Origin of the sequence: Roseivirga misakiensis (assembly GCF_001747105.1) — a bacterium.
GTDB lineage: Bacteria > Bacteroidota > Bacteroidia > Cytophagales > Cyclobacteriaceae > Roseivirga > Roseivirga misakiensis.
On sequence record NZ_MDGQ01000004.1, the window covers coordinates 56541 to 79271 of the forward strand.

The following is a 22731-nucleotide window of genomic DNA, read 5'->3' on the forward strand; positions in this document are numbered from 1 at the left end:
GCTTAAGAGATTTCTTTATTGACTAATCGTCTCTTGAACGCTACCACAGTGTAGCATTAAGTTTCCAAAATAGGGGTTGTTAATTTCTTTTTCGGTTGCTAACCAAAAGGCACCTTTGTTATTAAAAGCCATAGGGCAATATTGCTTATACAGTAATGTAGTAGCGCCGTCAGATTTTACAATAGTATACATTTCTTCTGAAAGTTTCTCAAAAGCTAGCCTTTGTTTATCCACATTTGTTGTGGCCGCTATTTCTTCTAAAACAGAATTCAGTTTCGGGTTAGTATTCGTTGCCAAAAAAGTCTTCGCTAAGCGTTGAGTTTCTTTAGCATTAGTCTTTACTAGCGCATCTTTAATGGCCAAATATTGACTTAGTCCGTCTTCCTCATTTGGAGCGCTTGACTGTTGTTTTTTCTGACCACAGCCTGCGATCAGTACGAAAATCGCCAAAAGGATTATGTTTCTTTTTATCATATCAATACTCTATTTACTTGCTTCTATTACTTCTTCTACATTGCCACAATTCAGCATGACATCACCGAAATATGGGTTGATTATTTTCTCTTCTTTACTTATCCAGGTCGCGCCCTTATCATTATTGGCCATAGGACAGTATTGGATATAAAGTGGACTTTCAAACGAAGTTCCAAATGACTTTACAGCATTAATCAGGGCTTTCGATAGGTTAATAAACTCCAATCTCTGTGCATCGCGATCGTTGGTTGTGGTAATAAAATCGAGGCTTTTATTCATGATGTCTTGCAATGGTTCCCAATACTCTTGAACAGTATTGCTTTCATTGTTAAAAACCATTTGTTGAATAGCATTCTCTACCAAAACTCCCGCTTTTCTAATCTCCGAACCATTGCCTAGAACCATCGCGTCTTTTAAGGTGATATACTCTGAAGAAAGAGCACTCAATTCTTCCTTGAATTGCTCTCCAATATTGCCCGACAAATCCTTGAATTCTGGCAGTTCAACTTCTTTAAAACCCTCACCTTCAGAACCGGTTTTAGAAGATAGAGGATTCATCATACTATTATTCCCTTTCAACTGTGATTCTGCATCTAAAGTAAAGGCGCCGTTCACAACAACTTCTTCACCTTTCTCCAGACCATCTTCAATGAGGTAGGTATCGCCATTAGACTCCCCTAGCGTCACTTCTCTTAATTGAAAACCAGATTCATCTGGGATTTTCACATAAACAATGGATCGTTTGCCAGTCCACAAAACAGCCGATTTTGGAACTTGAAGTCCATCATCTATTCCAGCAAAAATGGTTGCTTCAATGAACATATCGGGCTTCAATTTCTGATTCCGATTTGAAACGTCTGCCCGAACCTCGACGATTCTACTTTTAGGGTCTACATTTGGAGAAATAAACGAAATGGTTCCTACATATTCCTCATTACTTCTTGATGTTGTGAATCTTACTTTCTGACCTACTGATACGGTATTCAAGTCACGTTCATATACCTCAAAAACTGCCCATAATGACGATAAATCGGTGACTTCCATTAAACCACCTCCTTCATGCAGGTGTGTACCATTATTCACAATCTTTTTGGTCACTACACCGCTATAATCAGAGAGCAAATCAAAGTTTCGTAACGGTTCACTGGACTTTTCTATTTCCATTATTTGATCCATAGAAAGTTTCCAATGATGAAGCTTTTTCCTAGCCGCATCTAATAAAACGGGATTAGAATCAGCCAACTTTTTTGCCGCAATCAATTCTTCTTGAGCCGTAACCAATTCAGGAGAATATATAGAAGCTACCTTTTCTCCTTTTTCAACAACGTCACCTTCAAAACCTTTGTACAATGCTTCCACCCGACCTTTGAAATGCGTGGTTTGCAAATTCACTAACCGATCGTCAACCTTGATTTTACCATTCAGGCGAATTGCTGATGCTGTTTTTGACGAGCCTATAACCGCAGTTTGAATATTAGCAAGCTGCATCGCCGCATTCGACATTTTCAAAATGGTTGGGTCACCCGATTCCTCATTTGAGGCAGGAATTAAATCCATTCCACAAAAAGGGCAAGACCCAGCTTCCGACTGACGAACTTGTGGGTGCATGGAACATGTCCACAGACCATTTTCATCTTCTGTATGCCGATGACTCGCCTCTTGCACTTCCGGTCCTTTGTTTCCAAACAAAAGTGCGCCAGCCGTCACACCTATTACAAGTGTCACGCCTATAGTTAGTAGTATACTCTTGTTAAGTTTCATTTGATTTGATTTAAAGTCTGTGATGTTAAATAACTCTTTTTGAAAGCTGCTTTTTCAAGTTGGGCCTTCGCATTAATTTGAGCTAACTGAAGTTGTAGCAATCGTTGTTGTGTGGTCAGAAGCGTCTCAAAATCTTGATTATTATTTGAGTATTCACTTGTCAGCACGCTGAGTAGGGCTTGGACCTTTTCAATTTCAGATTGATATTGATCTAGAGATCTCTTTGCTGATGCTTCCTCAAACGCAACGCTATTCCATTCGTTTTTCAGCTCATTCTTTACGGCAGTAAATTCTGCTTCAAAACTCTCACGTTTTAAAACAGCTTCTTTCTTGAAAGCCCTGTTCTTCTTACCAAAAATGGGCAAGCTCATGGAAATGGTCGGTAATAGAATGTCTTTACCATTGTCTGCCAGGTTTATACCAGAGCGCTTACTTACAAAACCATATTCCAAGCCTAGCCCTATATTCGGCTTTCGCTTTAAATCAGCTAAAACCTCGGCATCTTGCATCGATTGAATATTGGCCTTAATAGCAAGCAACCTCGGTTGATTAAGAAGTTCACGCTGCAAAGCATCATCCTTCGGATTTTCACTTTTCAACATGTCCGTAGTTACCGGGCTTTCCGGTGGTCGGTTGAGTAAGGTGTTAAAATCACTAAGCAAAACACCTTCTTTCAGTTTAGCGATGTCAAGATCAGTTTCTGCATTCTCAATCCTAATCTGCACTCTTATAAGATCGGCCAGCGAAACCAAATTAGCTTCATATTTCGTCTTAGTGACGGGTTCGTAAGACCTTAAAATGTCCAAATTCGAGCTCATGATTTTGAGCTCTTGTCTTATCACATAGATTTCCAACCATTTAGATTGGACTTGTAAGAAAAGCTTGCTCTTAACCTCTTGGAAAGCTTCAAACTCGGCTTTTGCTACATTTGCTGCAGCACTTTCTCTTGCTTTGAGCGTTCCCATCCAAGGAAACATTTGAGCCACCGCCAACCTAAATCTCTGCGTACCAACTCTGGTTTCCACAGGGGAAATAAAGTAGCCAAAAGTAACTGAGGGATCAGGTAAACTCCCTGTCTGATTCACTTTTTCCAAGGCGGCCAAATACATCTTGAATTTAGCCTCTAGCCTCGGGCTCTCCTCAGCGGCAATTCTCAAATAGTCATTAAGACTTGTTTGTGCATAATTCAGCGTCGCACAGACCATCAATATGATTATGTAGTTAAGTCTTCTCATGATTCTTCAGTCGTAACGGGCTTGGCATATTTCAACTTATTCTCTTGATGAAAGGCATAGAGCACTGGCACAACAAAAAGCGTGATGAGTGCTACTGCCATACCTCCAAATATTGGTACGGCCATCGGGATCATTACATCGGCACCTCTTCCTGTCGATGTCAAAATCGGGAGTAAGGCCAGAAGGGTAGTTGCCGTGGTCATAAGGCATGGTTTGACTCTTTTCTTACCAGCCTCAATGATGTTTGCTTTAATGGATTCTCTATCGTACTTACCACCTGGTTTAAATGACTGTTTTAGATAAGTGGCCATTAAAACACCGTCGTCCGTGGCAATTCCAAAAAGCGCGATAAAGCCAACCCAAACCGCTACACTAAGGTTTATACTCGATACTTGAAAAAGCGATCGCATATTGGTACCAAACAAATCGATGTCGAGAAATCCTGTCCTGCCGTAGAGCCATAGCATGATAAAACCACCCCCGAAAGCAACCGCAACGCCACTAAATACCATAAGCGAGACAGATATTGATTTAAATTGGAAATAAAGGATCAGAAATATTAAAACGAGTACAATTGGAATGACCAAGCTTAGCCTTTTTTGGGCTCTTACTTGATTTTGATAATTCCCAACAAATTCGAACGATACACCTTCTGGTACGGTCAACTGACCTGTTTGTATTAATCCATCTAAATAGTCTTGCGCCTCATTGACCACTTGGGTTTCTGACCTTCCCTCCACTTTGTCGAAAATGACGTAGCCAATCAAAAAGGTATCTTCACTTTTGATTACTTGAGGCCCTCTTTCATAGTTTACTGATACCAATTCACTGAGTGGAATAGTGCTGCCCGACTTTATTGGAATCAGAATATTTTCAATAGCGCTTGGACTATCCCTAAGCTCTCTTGGATAACGTACGCGAATTGGATACCGCTCTCGCCCTTCGATCGTCTGGCTTAAAGCCATGCCACCTACCGCCACTTGAATGTATTCTTGAACCGTCTTAACACTTAGGCCATATCGCGCCAAAGCCTCACGATTTAAATCCAGATTCAAATATGGTTTACCAACAATGCGCTCTGCAAAAACTGATTCTTCCTTCACCTCTGGCACTTGCTTAAGCAATGACTCCAACTGTATGCCGAAGGATTCGATAGTTGCCAGATCAGGACCTTTCACCTTAATCCCCATTGGCGCACGCATACCTGTTTGAAGCATGACGAGTCTGGTTTCTATCGGTTGGAGTTTTGGTGCCGAAGTAACGCCAGGAATACGGGTTACTTTCAAAATCTCATTCCAAATATCATCTGGTGATTGTATTTCGTCGCGCCACTGCCGGTAATACTCCCCATTGCTATCTTCAATCAAATGGCCATCAGCATCTCGGGCAAATTCACCACCTGACCTCTTAAACCTGACCCGTCTACCATTCTCGTCTGTTTTATACTCTGACTTATAATTGATCAGGTTCTCGTACATAGAAATCGGTGCGGGATCTAAAGCACTTTCAGTTCGGCCCAGTTTGCCAACAACAGATTCTACCTCTGGAATAGCTGTAACGGCCATATCCAGCATTTTTAGTACCTCCCGATTCTGTTGAATCCCTGCATGAGGCATAGAAGTTGGCATTAATAAAAATGCACCTTCTCCGAGCGAGGGCATAAATTCTTGTCCTATTCCTGGAAATGTTTTAGCCAACTGTTCATATGGCTTTGAGGCTTTTATACTATCGCCTAAAGTATTTGGCAGAAATGAAAAGACGCGGTCAAATCCCATCCAGATGGTCGTGCCTAACAATACGATAGCGATTGGAAAGGCCAAAAACAACAACCTATTCTCTAAACACCAATTCAGTAGTAAGGGGTAAACTTTGATGAATCCTAAGAAGACGGCTAGGGTAATTCCTACCACCAAAGCCACAAATATAAAGTTGGCAATACCACTTACTTGAACACCTAAGGGAAGCCATTCTTGGCTTAGAAAAACCGTGATCCCAAAAAGCGCGAACAGAACATCGCCGTGTTTCAGATATCTGGAAGTATAAGGTTTTAAGGACTGAATAACATTGGTTAACCCTATCCCGATAAGGATAATGGCCGACACCCAATAACCGAAATATAGTACCCCGAAACCTAGGACTAAAGTGATTAAATGGAGTGAAAATCGGGATTTTTTGCCCTTAGGACTGAAACCTAATACCCAATAGGCAAGTGTTGGGAGAATAACTAGCGCCACAAGAATTGCCGCAATCAAGGCGAAGGTTTTTGTATATGCCAATGGAGCAAATAGCTTCCCTTCGGCGGCCTGGAGCGTAAATACTGGAATGAAACTAATGATAGTTGTCAGTACAGCAGTAACGATGGCTGGGGCCACTTCCTTAGAGGCCTTTTGAATAGTTTCGATTAGTTTTTGCCCAGGTAAATGTTTGATGTGTCGTGTTATGTTTTCCGTTAACACAATTCCGACATCAACCATCGTTCCGATCGCGATGGCAATTCCGGATAGCGCCACAATGTTGGCATCAACTCCAAAATATCGCATGGCGATGAAACACATAAGCACTGCGATGGGCAACAGTGACGAAACTAAAATTGATGCTCTCAAATTAAGCAACATCACCAGTACCACTAAAACAGTGATGATCACCTCTAAGCTTAGGGCCTCTTCTAAGGTGCCAATCGTCTCTTTTATCAGTTGAGTTCGGTCGTAAAAAGGTACGATTGTAAGTTTCGATTGAGTACCATCGGCTAGGTATTTGGTAGGCATACCTAGACTTATTTCTTCGATTTTTGCCTTAACGTTATCGATCACCTCTAACGGATTTGACCCATACCGTGCAACAACTACTCCCCCAACGGCTTCCGCACCTGACTTGTCTAATGCACCTCGTCTGGATGCAGGCCCTAAGGCAACACGCGCCACATCTTTAATACGAATCGGTGTGTTATTATTCACACTGACCACAGAATTTTCGAGATCTTTTAAGCTTTCGACATAACCCAAACCTCGGACTAAGTATTCTACTTGATTAACCTCTAAGGTTTTTGCCCCGATGTCTTGGTTACTCTGTTTTACAGCTTTAATAACATCAGCCAAGCTCACATTATAGCCTTCCAATGCTGTTGGATCTACATCAACTTGGTATTCTTTAACAAAACCACCTACTGAGGCTACTTCCGAAACTCCAGATGCTGAAGCCAAAGCATAACGGACTGTATAATCTTGAACCGTTCTAATCTCTTGTGGGTCCCATCCCCCAGTCGGGTTTCCATCCTCATCGCGGCCCTCGATGGTATACCAAAATATCTGCCCAAGCGCCGTAGCATCGGGCCCGAGTGATGGCTGCACACCTTCCGGTAAAAGGCCTTTGGGCAGCGCATTGAGTTTTTCGAGTATTCGACTTCTACTCCAATAAAATTCTACGTCATCATTAAAAATGACATAGATGGAGGAAAACCCGAAAATTGATGAGCTCCTAACCGTTTTTACTCCTGGCACACCTAAAAGTGATGTTGTGAGTGGGTAGGTAATTTGGTCTTCTATATCCTGTGGAGATTGGCCTTCCCATTTGGTAAAAACTATTTGTTGGTTTTCGCCAATATCTGGAATGGCATCCACCGCGACCGCATCTTTAGGCAAAGGCAAAACCCATTGAAAAGGGGCTGTTGCTAATCCCCAAACCACAATGAGCAGTGTAAGGATTAGTGTTATTAGCCTGTTCTCTAAGAAGAACTTTATAATACTATTGAGCATTGATTTTCATTTACAATCCGTTTTGAAAAATTATGTCTGATTGACGTATTCAGACCTTGAGGAACGTTTGGTTAGTAATTGAAAGAGCAGAAAACGCCCTTTCGATGATATCAAATCATCTGGCATTAAGCCGCCAAAACGTTCAAATTAGGATTGTAAATCTGAAGGAATCTTCAGGGAATGGTATAGAATAAAGAGATCAGGTAATTTGATGTCAGGTGGTCCAGTATTTTGGACTTCTACCTCAACGATCGAGGAGACGATCGGCATTACCATTTCGTTGAAAATCGCTTCATTAAGTAGGAAATACTTTGTGTCTGGAGCAGTTTTCGAAGTAGTTAATTGTTGATCATCTTCGACTTTTTTAAGTATTAGCTCATCATGACAGCACCCTTCCATTTCTTGGTGCATCTCTAAACTCATCCCACAATTCTTCTCTACTTTTTTGAATAGCGCTGTTTCTTTCACACGGCCCATACACAAGTGCTGACCGACCAATATGCCAGAAGAGGCTAGTAGGTAAATTGTTGAGAATAATATGATGACGAAGCGTTTCAACCCTCCAAATATACGAGAATATAACTTAAGTGTTCTGAAACGCCATTTACAGGCCTATTTACCGTTTAAAGAAAATTCAATGATATTATTTGCAACAATATTGCACATGCACTAATATTGCATCTTGTTAAAAAACATATAACAATCATGAATTTGCATAAAAGATTAACACTCAAAGTATTAGCAATCTTTGCTATAGGTTTCGCAATCGTGTCGTGTGATAACGATGATCCAGAACCAGTGAATGAAGAAGAATTAATTACCACTGTAAACGTGACATTCACGAACACTGCCAACGCTGCGGATGTTGTGACTGCAACTTTCCAAGATTTAGATGGACCAGGCGGAAATTCACCAGTGCAATCAAACCTCACGCTTTCTGCTAACAGTACGTATACTGTAGCTATCGAATTCCTAAACGAGCAAGAAACTCCAGCTGAGGATATTACTGAAGAGGTAGCTGAAGAAGACGATGAGCACCAAGTATTTTATGTAGCCGCGTCAGGATTGAACTTTACTTACGCTTACACTGATCAGGATGGTGACGGCAACCCATTAGGTTTAGCTGGAACTGCAACTACAGGTGCTGCAAGTACTGGTGGTTTAACCATCTCGCTTATTCATGAGCCAACAAAAACTGCTGCTGGCGTAAGTGATGGTGATCCAACTAATGCTGATGGTGAAACTGACGTAGAGGTTACATTCACAACAACAATACAATAAGCTAGTTCTAGGTTTCCCTAAGGAATCTTTCTTTTAGTTATTTCCGTATGTTAGCATTTGTATGCTAGCGTTAAAATCTTTCAGAAAATCCTTTGGAGACAATCTCGTTCTAGATATTCCTGAGCTTAATTTTGCCCCGGGTATCCATTGGGTAAAAGGTAAGAACGGATCAGGAAAATCTACATTATTTAACTGTCTTGCAGGACTATCTCCCTTTACTGGTGAGGTAGTCCTGAATGACGTTAACCTCCACAAATCCCCTCAGGCATACAAATTAAGGCTAAACTATAGCCAGTCTGAGCCTACTTTCCCAGAGTTCCTTTCTGGAAGTGATCTATTAGACTACTTTGCCCAACTTAAGCAAGCGTTACCAGAACAGGTTAGTGAATTAAAGCAATCCTTGGGTATTTCAGATTACGCAGATCGACCTTCAGGCACCTATTCTAGTGGTATGCTAAAAAAAGTATCGCTTGCTATCGCTTTTCTTGGACAACCAGACTGGATCATTCTTGATGAACCGCTTATTACGCTTGATAAAGAAGCTCAGGACTTGATTGCTGAACTTATTTCAAACAATTCTCAAGCTGGCACTTCCTTCATTTTCGCCACGCATCAGGATTTCGAAAACACCAAAATCAAGGCAAACCATTCCTATGAAGTAAATAACAAGACCGTGTCTATTATTTCATGAAGGTGATCTACAAAGTTTTGATTCGAACCTTGGTTAAAGAATTCTACAAAGAGAATACTGGGTTTCTTTTACTCACCATTGGACTTGGATTCGGTTTCTTAAAAACACCAGAACACATCGCCATAGCTTCGGCACTAGCATTCAATCCAGTGTATTATTTAGTCGTATTGGGGCTTTGGCTTTTCTACACTTTCAAGGCCTATCAGTTTTGCCAGAATGCCAAGCTAAAAACTGAGAACTGGATACTTACAGAGATTATTCTTGTGAGTCCTTTCAAAAGAAAATTGATCTCATTCTATTTACAATGTCTGATTTTAGCACCAATTCTCGGTTATAGTACATTCTTAACCATGCAGGCCGCTCATTTGGGCCAATTTAGCTCAGCTATTTTTGTGGGGCTTGGTAATCTCTCTTTGCTATTGATATCAGGCATAGTACTAGATAAAACCCTCGCAAAACCAACCGACTTTAGCAGATCCATTACTTCGAATACTTGGACACGTTTTTTACCTAAGTCATATTCATTCTATTTCATACATCACCTTTTACATCGGCATGGTTTTCCATTATTACTCACCAAAATCTTCGCTATCGGGCTAATCTTTGGCGCCACCGCTATTTTCAATGTTGAAGGTGTTGATTTAAGGTATCTGAGCTTGGGTATTCTGCTAACTTCTGCTTTCAATGCAAATTTGACTTTAAAGCATAAGCAGTTCGATGTAAACAACTTAAAACTGTTTAGGAATTTACCAGTGTCGAACCTGAGCATCTTCAGCAAAGATTACTTTAGCTATTTAATCATCGCTTTACCCGAAATCCTCGTGTTACTCGGTAATAATGTCGCAACGGTACCACTACTTCATTTGGTGAAACTATCGCTTTTGCTCCCTAGCCTACTTTTGCTTCACAAAGGCGTATCCATGATATATGGTAAGGATATGGAGCAATTCATGAGGTATGTATTCTTTTTGACCGCCATCCTATTCTTTGTAATACTTGGGTATACCGATTTATTGATAATTGAAATCATATCGATAACTATAAGTGCCATTATTTACCTTAAATACTGGCACAAAGCGGAGGTAGACTAACGGACCGCCCATTTTCCACTAGCCAAAGACATCTTTAAAACTTAGGAGAAGTTTTCAGCGTACTGTAAGAAAAAAGTTAGATGTCCGAAAACAAGCCACCACTCCTTTCACATTTTGCCGCCGTTTTCCCTGTAGAAAACGTAACCGACACTTTAGCTTGGTATGAAGAAAAATTGGGGTTTACCATCGACTTCAAATGGCAAAACCCTCCTACCTATGCAGTGATTAGCAGAGAAGAGATAAAAATTCATATCACAGAAAAGGACGATGACTATAAGCCGTCCAAAGAACATACGGCCATTTATATTTTCGTTCACGATGTTGATGCACTTTTTGCTGAATTTAAAGCAGAGGGCTTGGTAAACGGGGAACTACAAAACGCAGAATATGGTATGAGAGACTTTGATTTGATAGACTTAAATGGTTTTAAGCTAAGTTTTGGTCAATCTACTCACTAAACCTAGACCAGTTTAGAACAAATCCTTCTGCCCTCCAAGTTGGTTTGGCACTGGCAAATCATAACCTAATTCCTCGTTAAGTCTATTGATGAAGTAAGCCGATAATAATGGTGATGCCTTCTCTAGATTTTGATGAACGAAGAAATAGATATTCTCAATACCTCCTGTTACGATCCATGATCTGATTCGATCGAACCAATCATCCAGCCGAGAATAATCACTCTCATGATTGGCTCCCACATATCTGATGAAGGCAGAAGGCGTGGTCAAGCGCATGTGCAATAAATCCCTTCTACCCGCAGTATCGGTGATGATATTAATAACATGATGTTTTTCCAGTAAGCTGTAAAACCGCTCTGAAACTTCGGGATCATTCAACCATTCCGTATGTCTCACCTCCACAGACAGCGGAATCCCTTTAGGAAAATTCTCGAGAAAGCGCTCAATTCGATCCCAGTTCTTAGGGGCAAAATTATTGTGCAGTTGAAGAAATACGACCCCCAGCTTATCACCAAAACCAGCCAAGCTATGACAAAACTCATCGGTATATCTACCCACATCTTCGTTGAGCCGCTTTAAATGGCTAATCATACGGTTGACTTTAGGAAAGAACTTAAAGTCATCAGGAGTCTTTTTTCGCCAATTCTCGAATTGCTCTACCCCGTAGAAATTATAAAACGTGGCATTGAGCTCTATGCTGTTAAACTGAGTGGCATAATAAGTCAGCTCATCTTTTGTCCCTCTCGGATAAAACCCTTTTAAATCTTGCCTATTCCATTTGGCACAGCCCACATAAATCTTTGGCTTGCCATCGTAGGGTGATTGCTTCAAAACTCGACTGGTAGACAAGTCATCAGGGGGTAAGGTAAAATCGACTAAAGATGGGTCTTCTACGCTGCCAAATTTCATACCTTATTCAACTGGGTGGTGTGAGAAATGTTCTTACAAATAAAAAAGCCTCGACGGATCGAGGCTTGCAAGCAAAGAGTTAGGTTTCATCCTTTTTAATGATCGAACTTAGGATGAGTCAGTCCGACCAGTTTTCATTAAATTCGAATCAAATCTAAAAAGCAGATTTACTTAAAAAAACATTTTTCGAGAATTCTTGGAAAAAGATCGTGATAGGAAAACTCTTACAATATATCTACACTGGCTGGTGCGGCATTATGTTCGCCATACCCATGATTATTTTCAGTCCTTTCATGGTTATCCCTTTGTTGATTTCACGCAAACTTGAGGGAATCACTTTCTTCTTTATCCGATGCTGGGTTTACATGTTTAGTCTTACCACAGGCATTTGGTTTATAGGCCATAACAAGAAAACAGTTGATACTTCAAAGTCATTTATCTTTTTGATAAACCATACTTCATTTCTCGACGCTTGTGCAATTCCGGTAGCTATTCCTTCGAGTTTAGTGGGACTTGGTAAGAAGGAACTATCGAAGATTCCAGTTTTTGGTTGGGTTACAAGTAGGTTTGCTATCTGGGTAGATCGATCCAGTCCTGAAAGCAGGAAAGAAGGAATCAAACGAATGAAAGACCTGCTGAGTGGCGGCACTTCTGTATTAGTTGCGCCGGAAGGCACAAGAAATAATACTGACGAAATTTTATTACCCTTTCGGCATGGCCCGTTCCGCCTAGCTATTGAATCGAACATTAATATTATTCCAGTAATTATACATCGTGCTTCTAAACTGATGAGAAGAGGAAGTTTACTCTTAAAACCAGGCGTGGTGCATTCTTATGTTTTACCTGAAGTATCCGTACAAGGGCTTACGGAAGACGATGTAGAACGATTAGCAGATGATGTTTATAAAATGATGAAAGATAAGATTGTCGCCCTCGATGAAAGCGCCTAATTTTGTTTGGCATTATTTTTTCAATAACCCTAGTACAACCAAACGATATAGCTTATGAACACGCTCTACAAAAATATATTATTAGGTGCATTAGCCCTTTGCGTAGCAGCATGTGCAACGGGTAAAAATGCCTTCGATAAGGGTAACTACAATACGGCACTCGATCGTGCAGTAAAAAGGCTACAATCAAATCCAAACAATAAGAAAGCGCAAGATGTGCTGATTGATGGCTACAGTGTTGCCTCAGAATTCCACCTTAAAAGGATTCAACAATTTAAAAGAAGTCAAAACGACTTCAAATGGGAATCTATTTATCGAGAATACACCCAATTGAATAACTACTACAGAGATATTCAAAGGTGTCCTTCATGTATGAGCTTAGTATCACCAAAAGAATATTTTACTGAGCAGGAAGAAGCCGCTTCTAGTGCCGCCGAGGTGCAAGTGACGATAGGGAAAGAAAGCTTAGCGCTAAATACTATTGAGACTGCCCGGCAAGCTTATAGTCATTTTGAAATGGCTCTACGTTTTAACAATAACATAGTAGGTATTGATTCTTTATTGACACAAGCTAGACAGATCGGTACGGTGCGTGTTTTAATCGAGCCAATCCCTATTCATTCGCGAAACTTAAAGTTGACCAACGAATATTTAGAAAATAAAATGTTCGAATACCTAGATGCTTACAGTAGAGATAGATTCGTTCAGTTTTTTAGCGCATTGGAATCGGAGCAAAGAGGTATTGAGCCAGATCACATTTTATCGTTAGATTTTGACGATTTCGTTTTAGGACAAGCCGAAATCGTTTCGAAAACTGTTGAAATCAAAAGGGATAGCGTAGTGGTAGGTGAGTACACGGACAAAGACGGTAACAAATTTGATGTTTACAACACCGTCAAGGCAGATTTTACTTCTAACGAAAAAACTCTTTACTCTGCTGGAGTCCTGAACTTTGAGATCAGAGATGCCTATACGAATAAGGTTCTGACACAGCGAAAGCTAAGAAGCGAAGACATTTGGCGACATTCTTGGGCTTCATTCAACGGAGATTCGAGAGCCCTAGATAAAGAGGAAATTCAAATGTCTAAACGTAAAGAACTTCCTCCTCCTGACCCACAGACGTTGTTTATCAGCTTCATTGACAGGGTTTACGGCCAAGTAGAGGGCAACATCAGACAATTCTATCGCAATACAGAATTATAAATAACAACCCTGAAGTATCTTTGCTTAGGCATCGTCACTTCAGGGTTTCTCTTTTTATTGCCCTTTTAGATTTTAGTATCTTTCTTAAAATCGTAGGCCAATGAAAAAGCGATTCCTCGCCCTAAATATTCTCTTCTTTACAGTTGTGGGATGCTTGTCTCCTGAGAAGAAATCAGAAAATCAGCTCCCTGACGAACTGAAAGCCAATTGGACGGCAGCACCAAACATCGACGTAGATAAAATCAATAGTGATTTGGTCGATGGTAAAAAGACAATCGATGTTGGTATATATTTCCCTTCAAATTTTGACCAGAATTTTGAAAAGGTCACGCTAGATAAAATGATGGCTAGTTTTAAAGCGGCCAAGGAAATTTATGCGCCAACTGATGTGCAGCTCAACTTACTATGGGTGAAAACTGGCCCTATAAATCCAGACTACTTTTCGATCGAATCCAACAAAGTACCCACGGTACCGAGAACCGAATATGCCAATATGTATGTGCATAGTAAAAGACACCCTTCGGTTCCAACACAAAGAACCCTTGACGCTTTCAACCACATTATTGAACCCCACAAAGACAATTCAAGAACAATTTATCTTGTGGTGCTTCAAGAGGTCTTCTATCCTTTTTTGGCCGTTGCTGAGGGGAGAAATTGGATGACTAAAGCCGTGAGAACAGGTGGTATGTCATTTCCAACCTATTCTTTCGTTAACACCCTGCCCAAGAGATTTCGTGGAGTGATGACGATTACCAACTTAAGCCGACCTGACCGCCTAAGAAGTACCATAGCCCATGAAATAGGGCATAAAGCCATGAACGTAAGCCATGAATACATGGATACTGACCCAGAGAACGAAATATTCGCCGAAGGTGGACTTATGCTTTATGGTGCTGGGGAGGAAATTCCATCAGGCGAAGCCGGTCGCTGGCATTTAGAAAGGCTTCACCTATCACCTTTCATTTATCGATTAAACAGTGATGGGCAGAAAATATGGAACGAAGACTATCGTGAAGGTGGACATTATTACGACCCTATTTATGGAGATAAAGTGCGCTACTTCGATAGCAAACCTCCGATTAAAGAAGATTGGTAAAACTGGGAGTTTCAAAAATTCAAATCAATTTCTGTTGCTGGCGAGTTAGATTACAAAATTAGATCATGACTACATCTCGCACAAAATTCTGGGCAATTGGCAATGCCCTTGTATTGGCACTCGTCATTTTTTGGAATTACTATGCCAACGCTCAGGGCATCAATGAAAATTCTGTCGGTTCACTCAGCAATCGGTACGATAATTTCTTTACGCCATCGAGCTACGCATTTTCTATTTGGGGCTTGATTTACATCGCTTTATTGATAAACGCCGTCTACCAACTACGCTCTGCTTTCGGTAAACCCGATCAAGCTTTTATCACAAAACTTAGTCCTATGCTCATTATCGCCAACCTAGCGAACGCCGCATGGATATGGTTGTGGCTAACAGAAAGAACCGCAGAAAGTGTATTGGCAATGCTTGTGATCTTAATTGCATTACTATCGGCCAGTCTTAGACTTCAAATTGGAAGAGGAAGAGCGACAATGCCGGAAAAACGCTGTGTATGGTGGCCTACATCCTTATATGCGGGGTGGATTACAGTAGCCACTGTGGCCAACATTTCTGCGTACCTAGCAAAAATAAATTGGCAAATTGGGTTTGGTGAAGTCAACTGGGCAGTAACAATGATTATTGTTGCTACAGGTATCTATAGCTTTGTTTTACAGAAAAGAAGAATGCTCACTTTTGCCTTAGTCGGCGCATGGGCAGTATTAGCAATATCCATTAAACAATGGGGCGCAGAACCCTTAATCCAGTGGGTTGCCTTAACCTGTGCCGTTGTTCTTGTGCTACAAGCACTATTGAAGAAATTTTCTTTAGCTCGCTAGCCATTGGTTTGTAACTTTAGCTTGAAAAAGCGTTAGGATAACACGAGATTCTTACTCGTGATCGTCCAAGTTTCTAAACAAGTTTTGATGAAAGCCAAAATTAGAATTCCCATCGTTGGAGCCCTACTGATACTCTGTGCATGCTTCTTTATTTTTTCTGGAAATACTGTAGATGAGCGTGAAGCTTATGAGGCATTTCTTAAAAAAGAATATGCAAAGTTCAATACTAGCCATCCCACTACTGAAGACGAAGAAGAGCGTCCAGATCAACCTGATCATGCTTATTTTTTGAACCACATTCAGACCTTAGATCCAGCAATAGGACATGTGCCACTAGATGGACTAAATGAAGCCGCTGAGGAAGTACTATCGATTAGACGCAGTGCTAACCTAGGTATGAGTATCTCAGAGACTAATTCTGATTTAGAATGGAACAATATTCCAGCAGATATTGCTGGCCGCGTGAGAGGCATAGTGATAGACCCTGTAAGACCGACAATCAATGATAGAGAAACTACCCGCCTTTGGGCTGGTTCTGTGACAGGTGGTTTATGGGTAAATGAAGATGCAGGCAATCCAGAATCTTCTTGGACGCCAGTAGATGGTCTTATGGCCAACCTTGGTGTCAGTGTAATACGCTTCGATCCTGACAACGATGATGCCATTTACGTTGGAACTGGAGAGTCTTATACAGCTGTGAATATTTATCGTGAATCATCTTCGGTCGGTAATGGTATTTGGCGATCGACAGATCACGGTGATACTTGGGAGCAACTACAATCTACTACTGACTTTCAGTATATCAACGACATTGAGATACGCATGGAAGGCGAAACCAAAGTAATTTATGCAGCCGTTGTGTCGGGGATTTATAAGGGAGCGACTTTCCAATCAACTCCTTCTGATGGGCTTTTTAGGTCTGTCGACAACGGTGATACTTGGACACAAGTTTTACCAAATATCCCGAATACTGACACACCCTATTCCCCATCAGATATCGAAGTTGATGGCATCGGCAGAATGTTTGTCGGCACCATGCGCAACAACGATCTTTTAGGTGCTGGTGTCATTCTTCATTCTGATGACGGCCTAGAATGGACAGTATTTGATGAAATTACCGAAGCGACTTTCGATCCTGCTAACCAATACTACCCTGGTAGGGTAATTATAAAGTCCGCCCCATCCGACCCTAACAGAGTTTACGCCATGATTAGTGGAGGGTTAACTGAAACAAAAACGGGCTGGATAAGAGACGCCGGGAGTAACTCTATCATAATTCAGTCTTTTGATCAAGGTGATACTTGGACACAATTTGCCTTACCAGACCCATCGCTCGGAACTTGGTCGAATATTACTTGGCATGCCGCTACGATAGCCGTAAACCCAACTGATCCGAATGACATCATAATAGGAGCTCTTAATGGTTTCAAATTGGAAAATGCTGATGGGGCATCAATTGTCAGCGGTCTAGACTGGATACCAACAAGTTTTTGGAATCCACCCAATGGTTCTAAGTATGTGCATGCCGATCAGCATGATATAATCTATGACCCCGAAAGACCTGATACGCTTTTTGTATCTACTGACGGCGGTGTGTTTATGGGTACAAATGCACAGGGAGATACTCCTGTATTTAGTGAAATCAATAAAGATTTTAATACGCTTCAATACTATACACTGGATATTTCCGACCAAAGGGGTGAGGAGTTTCTAATGGCTGGTACACAAGACAATAACACTACCCAGCTGTCTAACTCCGAAATAAGTTTTTTCCCTGGTGCTGGCGGTGATGGGGCTTACACTTTCATAGATAAGACCGAGCCAAACCTTGTGATTCATTCATCGCAGTACAATCGTTTCAATATAGTTTTTAATAGAAATGTGCCTTCTAATACGCGAACGATAGCTAACCGTAGCACAGGATTATTTATTAATCCTGCGGACTACGATTCTGATAACAACTTACTTTATGCAAATAGAATTGGCATAGACATCAACAACAATGAGAATAATACAACACCTCTTTTAAGGGTTCGTGTTGGAAATCAGAGTATCACTGAAACAATACTCAACCTTGGCGTCGAAATCAATTCCCCTATTTCTACCATTAAAGTTTCGCCTTATTCCACCTCTACAAGCTCAAACTTGTTTTTCGGAACTCAATCAGGCCGCCTTTACCGCGTATTGAATGGAGGTCAAAGTCCTTTGACGAGAGAACGAACTGGTGCCGATTTCCCGACTTCAAGTATTTCGAGCATAGATGTTGGACGCTCTGAATCAGAGTTACTAGTTACCTTTTCTAATTTTGGGGTCAACTCAGTTTGGTACTCTAGTGACGCTGGCGATACTTGGGTGTCAATCGAGGGCAACCTGCCAGATATGCCTATTAGACATGGTATTTTCAATCCACTTAATAGAGACCAAATCTACTTGGCAACTGAATTAGGCATTTGGTTCTTGGATAGAACTGAAGGTGATGGCCTTACTTGGAGGCAAGAGCAAGTTGGTATTGGTGATATCAGAGTTGATATGATTAAAATCCGTAAAAGTGACGGCTGGTTTGTAGCTGCCACACACGGAAGGGGCATTTATGAAAGTCGAATCAATGTGGACGATTTCATTACGTCAACACCAGAATTACCTGTTTTAGCAGTTGAAGCTTTTCCAAACCCTGCAACTGAAAGTTTGAGAGTTAGGCTCAACGAAAATTGGCAAGGAGAAACGAATATTACCCTTACCGATCTTCAAGGGAGAGACTTTGTTCAGCAAAAATTCTCCTCCTCAGACCTCACTGTTGACGTTTCTACACTACCAAGAGGTGTGTATCTACTCAGAGTTTGGTCCGATAGATTCAAAAGCACCACTAAAAGAATATTGCTACGGTAAGCAGCAAAAAACATGATTTGAAAAGATGAGGTTTGCTTCACCACGGCTTTTTTTAACCTGAAGTGAAGCAAAACTTACCCAAAAAAACAACGACTAGTTAGAAGTCATTGCTTTTAGAATATCGTGTTGGGTAATGATGTGTGGGTTTCTATTTTCATCCCTCACCATTACAGCCGGATTGTCCTTAGTTATCACAGAGGACAACACATCCAATGTATTATCCAAAGGAACAAACTGAAAAGGCTTATCCATCACTTCGGAAACTGGTTTTTCCTTAAGATCGGCATCACTAATCATTTGAGCCAACAGTTTAGAATCGATTAAGCTTCCCACGAAGTTGTCACCATCGGTAACTGGCAATTGAGAAATACTGTTTGACGTCATAGTCTTAATCGCATCTGAAACAGTTGCCGTGTGTGGAATGGTGGTTAAAACACCGTTGCCAGCTTGGTTTGCCAATATATCTGCAGCGGTTTCAAAATCTCTTTCCTCTACAAATCCGCGGGCATTCATCCAATCATCATTGTAGATTTTACCTAGATAACGGGTACCATGATCAGGTAGAATTACGACCATAACATCATCTTCCTTCAAGTTTTCTTTGGCCCACTCTAGTGCTCCTGCTACAGCAGAACCACAAGACCAACCGCAGAACATCCCCTCTTCTCTGGCCAGCCTTCTCGTCATGATGGCCCCATCTTTATCAGTTACCTTCACAAAGTGATCGATCACGCTGAAGTCAACATTTTTTGGTAAAATATCTTCACCTATGCCCTCAGTCAAATAAGGATAAATCTCCTTTTCGTCGAATTCTCCCGTCTCTTTATACTTCTTAAATACAGACCCGTAAGTGTCTATGCCGACAGATACAATATCTGAGTTTTGTTCTTTCAAGTATTTCGATGTCCCGCACATTGATCCACCAGTACCCACGCCTGCTGCCCAATGTGTAATCTTTCCTTCGGTATCTCTCCAAATCTCAGGACCAGTAGTTTCATAGTGCGCTTGCGCGTTTGAAGTATTGTCGTATTGATTTGGGTAGTAAGAATTTGGAATGTCTTTATTGAGTTTGGAAGCAACAGAATAATAAGACCTTGGATCATCGGGCTCAACGTTCGTCGGGCAAACAATCACTTCAGCACCCACTGCTTTCAGAATGTCTATTTTCTCTTGGGATTGCTTATCAGCGAGCGTAAAAATACACTTATAGCCTTTCGCTATTGCGCCAAGAGCAAGTCCCATTCCTGTATTTCCAGAAGTACCTTCTATGATAGTTCCACCTGGCTTAAGATCACCGCGTTTTTCGGCGTCTTCAATCATCTTCAAAGCCATTCTATCCTTCATTGAGTTACCTGGATTGAAGTACTCAACTTTTACTAAAATAGTGCCTGGAACACCCTTGTTTACTGAGTTAAGCTTGACAAGTGGCGTGTCTCCAATGGTTTGAATGATTGAATCGTAATAACGCATTTCCTTTTTCTTAATAGTTTCTGCAAATCTAGGAGTTTCTCAATCGTTTGCGCAGTACAAACCATCAAAAAACCACTTCTTCATAAAAAGGTAATGGTCTCGAATAAGTAGCTCCAGTAAGCAACGGTTAGAACATTACTGTTCTAATCTATAGTGAGAAGTTTTAATCCATTCTCAAAAAACCATCTACACGATCGGCATAGCGGTTTTTGAATTCAGGTTGTGTATAAATTTGGACATGATCAGCCCCTTTAAATAAGATTGGATACACATGCATAAGACCATCAATTTCTGCTTCCAAAATTGGTGCTGGTGTTGTGGCATCGCCATCTCCATAAAGCACTAAAGCAGGTACTTTATTGTTGGACAACAGGTATGAAAACTTCATATTTTCACTCCAGCCATCGATAACTTTATCAAATCCTTTCCACGACTCTTTAAAGATAAAGTATGGGATACCCATGTCAGCACCGGCCAAACGCGCAGTTTCTCGAATATTACTCAATGGACTGGCCAAAATAAGTTTCGAAACTTGGATACCTTCTTTTTCTTGGAGTTCGACTAAATCTGGTCTATTAATAGCAGTAGCACTCGCCATAGCACCCATTGAAAAGCCCCACAAGACAAACTCATTTTGCTGGTAAGAGTCTTTGAGCATTTTCATGCTCGCGGTAATATCTTCCGCAAACTCATAACCCATCCCTGTTTTCGCTTCATCGGATTTACCAGAATTCCTCAAATCTGGGATAAAGACATTGTAAAGTGAGTCGAGCCCTTTGTCTTTGACAATTTCTAGGTATTTCATCGCCTTGAGTCTATTGGAAGTTCTGCCGTGACTGATGATAAGCGTTTTCGAGATTTCGGGCTTCGAAGCTGGAATATACCAGCCATTCAAATTGAGGCCATCATATAGTGTTTCGAAATCAATTTCCTCAAAATCAGGAAAGCCGTAATCGGCTGGGCCACGCGCATCACCGATGGCATAATTGGCCAAATTGATCGAATCAGAGATCACATAGTCAAAAGTATGGCGGTCATAATCGGTAACCATACTGACGGTTTTAGGGATCACTAGGAAATAAAAGGCCAATACAATCACCACAATGATGACTGCGAGAATTTTAAGGAATTTCTTCATGATTTTTTATTTAGATACCGAAGCCAATAGATAAAGTACGGCCATTCGCACTGCCACACCATTTTCTACCTGATCTAAGATAATCGCATTTTCTGAATCTGCCACATCACTGTTTAATTCTACACCCCTATTGATCGGGCCGGGGTGCATAACAACGATCTCTTTATCTAAAGAATCGAGCAAAGCTTTGTTGACACCATAATAGAGAGAGTATTCTCTGAGCGATGGGAAATATTTTATATGCTGGCGCTCTAATTGAATGCGCAGGATATTCGCCACGTCACACCACTGCAATGCTTTTTTGACGTCCAATTCTACTTTTACTCCCAAGGAACTGATATATTTTGGCAGCAAGGTGTTTGGACCACAAACCATTACTTCTGCGCCCAACTTTTGGAGGGCAAAAATATTACTCAGTGCCACTCTTGAGTGAAGAATGTCTCCGATTATTGCTACTTTTTTTCCTGCCACATCGCCTAGTCTTTCACGGATCGAGTAAGTATCTAGAAGCGCTTGTGTCGGGTGTTCGTGTGTACCGTCACCTGCGTTAACAATGTTGGCATCGATATGCTTTGAGAGGAAATGAGGTGCGCCAGGGCTTGCGTGTCGCATCACTACCATGTCCACCTTCATTGATAAGATATTGTTGACAGTATCTAGAAGGGTTTCTCCTTTTTTAACTGAACTGTTGCTACTAGAGAAATTTACGATATCGGCCGAAAGCCTTTTCTCAGCGAGTTCAAAGCTTAATTTCGTTCTGGTTGAATTTTCAAAGAAGACATTGGCTATAGTGATGTCTCTAAGTGATGGTACTTTCTTAATCGGGCGATTAATTACATCCTTAAACTCATCTGCAGTTTGGAAAATAAGCTGAATATCCTCTGGTGTTAGGTTCTTTATGCCGAGAAGATGCTTCGTACTCAACTGCTCCATTTATCCTTCCTTATTTATTAGCCAAACATTGTCTTCATCCACCTTTTCGCCCTCATTTTTCCACTCCACCAATACTTTCTGGTTATCCAGTGTATTTACTTTCTTACCAATATAGTCTGGGAAAATTGGAACATGTTTAGCGTAATTTCTGACGACTAGTGCCAACAACTCAACTTTTTCTGGTCTGCCAAAAGCAGTCATGGCATCCAGTGCAGCTTTAACAGATCGGCCAGTGTAAAAAACATCATCAATCAGTATGACTTTCTTTCCTTCTATTAAGAAATCTATCTTGGTCGCATTTGCACGAACTGGACTGTCTCTTCTTCTGAAATCATCTCTGAAAAAAGTGGCGTCTAAGTAGCCTAAATTGATGTCTGTTCCGGTAAATGATTCTAGTCGCTCCTTTACCCTTTCAGCAAGAAAGATTCCTCTTGGCTGGAGGCCTAAAAGAACGGTATTCCCAAAATTCTGATGGTTTTCTATCAGTTGCTGACAGAGGCGGCCGATGGTGATGGCTAACTGTGGATGACCTAGTAAAAGCCTGTTTTGCATTTCAGGAAACAAATATAGTAA

At 41.0% G+C, this 22731-nt stretch carries 19 protein-coding genes; 9 read left to right on the top strand and 10 right to left on the bottom strand.

The features are described 5' to 3' along the window. Positions 1 to 15: 15 nt before the first annotated feature. The 5 genes from BFP71_RS06190 to BFP71_RS06210 all read right to left on the bottom strand — a co-directional run bounded on the left by BFP71_RS06190 (position 16) and on the right by BFP71_RS06210 (position 7780). Complete coding sequence (locus BFP71_RS06190; RefSeq protein ID WP_069834626.1) at positions 16 to 474, bottom strand: DUF3347 domain-containing protein; 459 nt, start codon at positions 472 to 474, stop codon at positions 16 to 18. 9 nt (positions 475 to 483) lie between these two features. Beyond that, positions 484 to 2235, bottom strand: a complete 1752-nt coding sequence (locus BFP71_RS06195; RefSeq protein WP_069834627.1) for an efflux RND transporter periplasmic adaptor subunit — start codon at positions 2233 to 2235, stop codon at positions 484 to 486. Continuing rightward, positions 2232 to 3470 carry a TolC family protein gene (locus BFP71_RS06200; RefSeq protein ID WP_069834628.1) on the bottom strand — a complete coding sequence of 413 codons (1239 nt, stop codon included), beginning with the start codon at positions 3468 to 3470 and terminating at the stop codon, positions 2232 to 2234. Before BFP71_RS06200 ends, BFP71_RS06195 begins: the two co-directional genes overlap by 4 nt. Then, positions 3467 to 7222, bottom strand: coding sequence for an efflux RND transporter permease subunit (locus BFP71_RS06205; RefSeq protein ID WP_069834629.1), 3756 nt, complete (start codon positions 7220 to 7222; stop codon positions 3467 to 3469). The genes BFP71_RS06200 and BFP71_RS06205 overlap by 4 nt, the downstream gene beginning before the upstream one ends. A 147-nt stretch (positions 7223 to 7369) precedes the next feature. Then, the gene (locus BFP71_RS06210; RefSeq protein ID WP_141719698.1) at positions 7370 to 7780 is read right to left on the bottom strand and encodes an HYC_CC_PP family protein; all 411 of its coding nucleotides are present in this window, start codon (positions 7778 to 7780) and stop codon (positions 7370 to 7372) included. A gap of 147 nt (positions 7781 to 7927) precedes the next feature. On the opposite strand from BFP71_RS06210, the gene BFP71_RS06215 reads away from it, so the two are divergent. From BFP71_RS06215 to BFP71_RS06230, 4 genes are all read left to right on the top strand, one after another. Then, positions 7928 to 8503, top strand: coding sequence for a hypothetical protein (locus BFP71_RS06215; RefSeq protein ID WP_069834631.1), 576 nt, complete (start codon positions 7928 to 7930; stop codon positions 8501 to 8503). A 61-nt stretch (positions 8504 to 8564) separates the two neighbouring features. Continuing rightward, positions 8565 to 9194 carry an ABC transporter ATP-binding protein gene (locus tag BFP71_RS06220; protein ID WP_069834632.1) on the top strand — a complete coding sequence of 210 codons (630 nt, stop codon included), beginning with the start codon at positions 8565 to 8567 and terminating at the stop codon, positions 9192 to 9194. Beyond that, positions 9191 to 10285, top strand: coding sequence for a hypothetical protein (locus tag BFP71_RS06225; RefSeq protein WP_069834633.1), 1095 nt, complete (start codon positions 9191 to 9193; stop codon positions 10283 to 10285). The genes BFP71_RS06220 and BFP71_RS06225 overlap by 4 nt, the downstream gene beginning before the upstream one ends. An 80-nt stretch (positions 10286 to 10365) precedes the next feature. After that, the gene (locus tag BFP71_RS06230; protein WP_069834634.1) at positions 10366 to 10743 is read left to right on the top strand and encodes a glyoxalase superfamily protein; all 378 of its coding nucleotides are present in this window, start codon (positions 10366 to 10368) and stop codon (positions 10741 to 10743) included. A gap of 12 nt (positions 10744 to 10755) precedes the next feature. On the opposite strand, the gene BFP71_RS06235 is transcribed toward BFP71_RS06230, so the two are convergent. After that, positions 10756 to 11652 carry a DUF72 domain-containing protein gene (locus BFP71_RS06235; RefSeq protein ID WP_069834635.1) on the bottom strand — a complete coding sequence of 299 codons (897 nt, stop codon included), beginning with the start codon at positions 11650 to 11652 and terminating at the stop codon, positions 10756 to 10758. A 209-nt stretch (positions 11653 to 11861) separates the two neighbouring features. On the opposite strand from BFP71_RS06235, the gene BFP71_RS06240 reads away from it, so the two are divergent. The 5 genes from BFP71_RS06240 (at position 11862) to BFP71_RS06260 (ending at position 18617) form a co-directional block, all read left to right on the top strand. Then, positions 11862 to 12602, top strand: coding sequence for a lysophospholipid acyltransferase family protein (locus BFP71_RS06240; RefSeq protein ID WP_141719699.1), 741 nt, complete (start codon positions 11862 to 11864; stop codon positions 12600 to 12602). 54 nt (positions 12603 to 12656) lie between these two features. Beyond that, positions 12657 to 13805 (top strand): hypothetical protein, encoded by a 1149-nt coding sequence (locus tag BFP71_RS06245; protein WP_069834637.1) that lies wholly within the window; start codon positions 12657 to 12659, stop codon positions 13803 to 13805. A gap of 100 nt (positions 13806 to 13905) precedes the next feature. Further along, a complete protein-coding gene (locus BFP71_RS06250) occupies positions 13906 to 14901 on the top strand; it encodes a hypothetical protein (RefSeq protein ID WP_069834638.1) in 996 nt (331 codons plus the stop codon). Positions 14902 to 14966: 65 nt separating this feature from the next. Continuing rightward, the gene (locus BFP71_RS06255; RefSeq protein WP_069834639.1) at positions 14967 to 15731 is read left to right on the top strand and encodes a hypothetical protein; all 765 of its coding nucleotides are present in this window, start codon (positions 14967 to 14969) and stop codon (positions 15729 to 15731) included. 87 nt (positions 15732 to 15818) lie between these two features. Next, the gene (locus tag BFP71_RS06260; protein WP_069834640.1) at positions 15819 to 18617 is read left to right on the top strand and encodes a T9SS type A sorting domain-containing protein; all 2799 of its coding nucleotides are present in this window, start codon (positions 15819 to 15821) and stop codon (positions 18615 to 18617) included. A gap of 93 nt (positions 18618 to 18710) precedes the next feature. Here the strand turns inward: BFP71_RS06260 and BFP71_RS06265 are convergent, their stop codons facing one another. The 4 genes from BFP71_RS06265 to pyrR all read right to left on the bottom strand — a co-directional run bounded on the left by BFP71_RS06265 (position 18711) and on the right by pyrR (position 22710). Beyond that, entirely contained in the window at positions 18711 to 20087 is a 1377-nt protein-coding gene (locus BFP71_RS06265; protein WP_069834641.1) for a pyridoxal-phosphate dependent enzyme, read from the bottom strand. A 163-nt stretch (positions 20088 to 20250) separates the two neighbouring features. After that, positions 20251 to 21225 (bottom strand): alpha/beta hydrolase, encoded by a 975-nt coding sequence (locus BFP71_RS06270; RefSeq protein ID WP_069834642.1) that lies wholly within the window; start codon positions 21223 to 21225, stop codon positions 20251 to 20253. Positions 21226 to 21231: 6 nt separating this feature from the next. Continuing rightward, positions 21232 to 22158, bottom strand: coding sequence for an aspartate carbamoyltransferase catalytic subunit (locus BFP71_RS06275; protein ID WP_069834643.1), 927 nt, complete (start codon positions 22156 to 22158; stop codon positions 21232 to 21234). Further along, positions 22159 to 22710 (bottom strand): bifunctional pyr operon transcriptional regulator/uracil phosphoribosyltransferase PyrR, encoded by a 552-nt coding sequence (gene pyrR, locus BFP71_RS06280; RefSeq protein ID WP_069834644.1) that lies wholly within the window; start codon positions 22708 to 22710, stop codon positions 22159 to 22161. Positions 22711 to 22731: the final 21 nt, after the last annotated feature.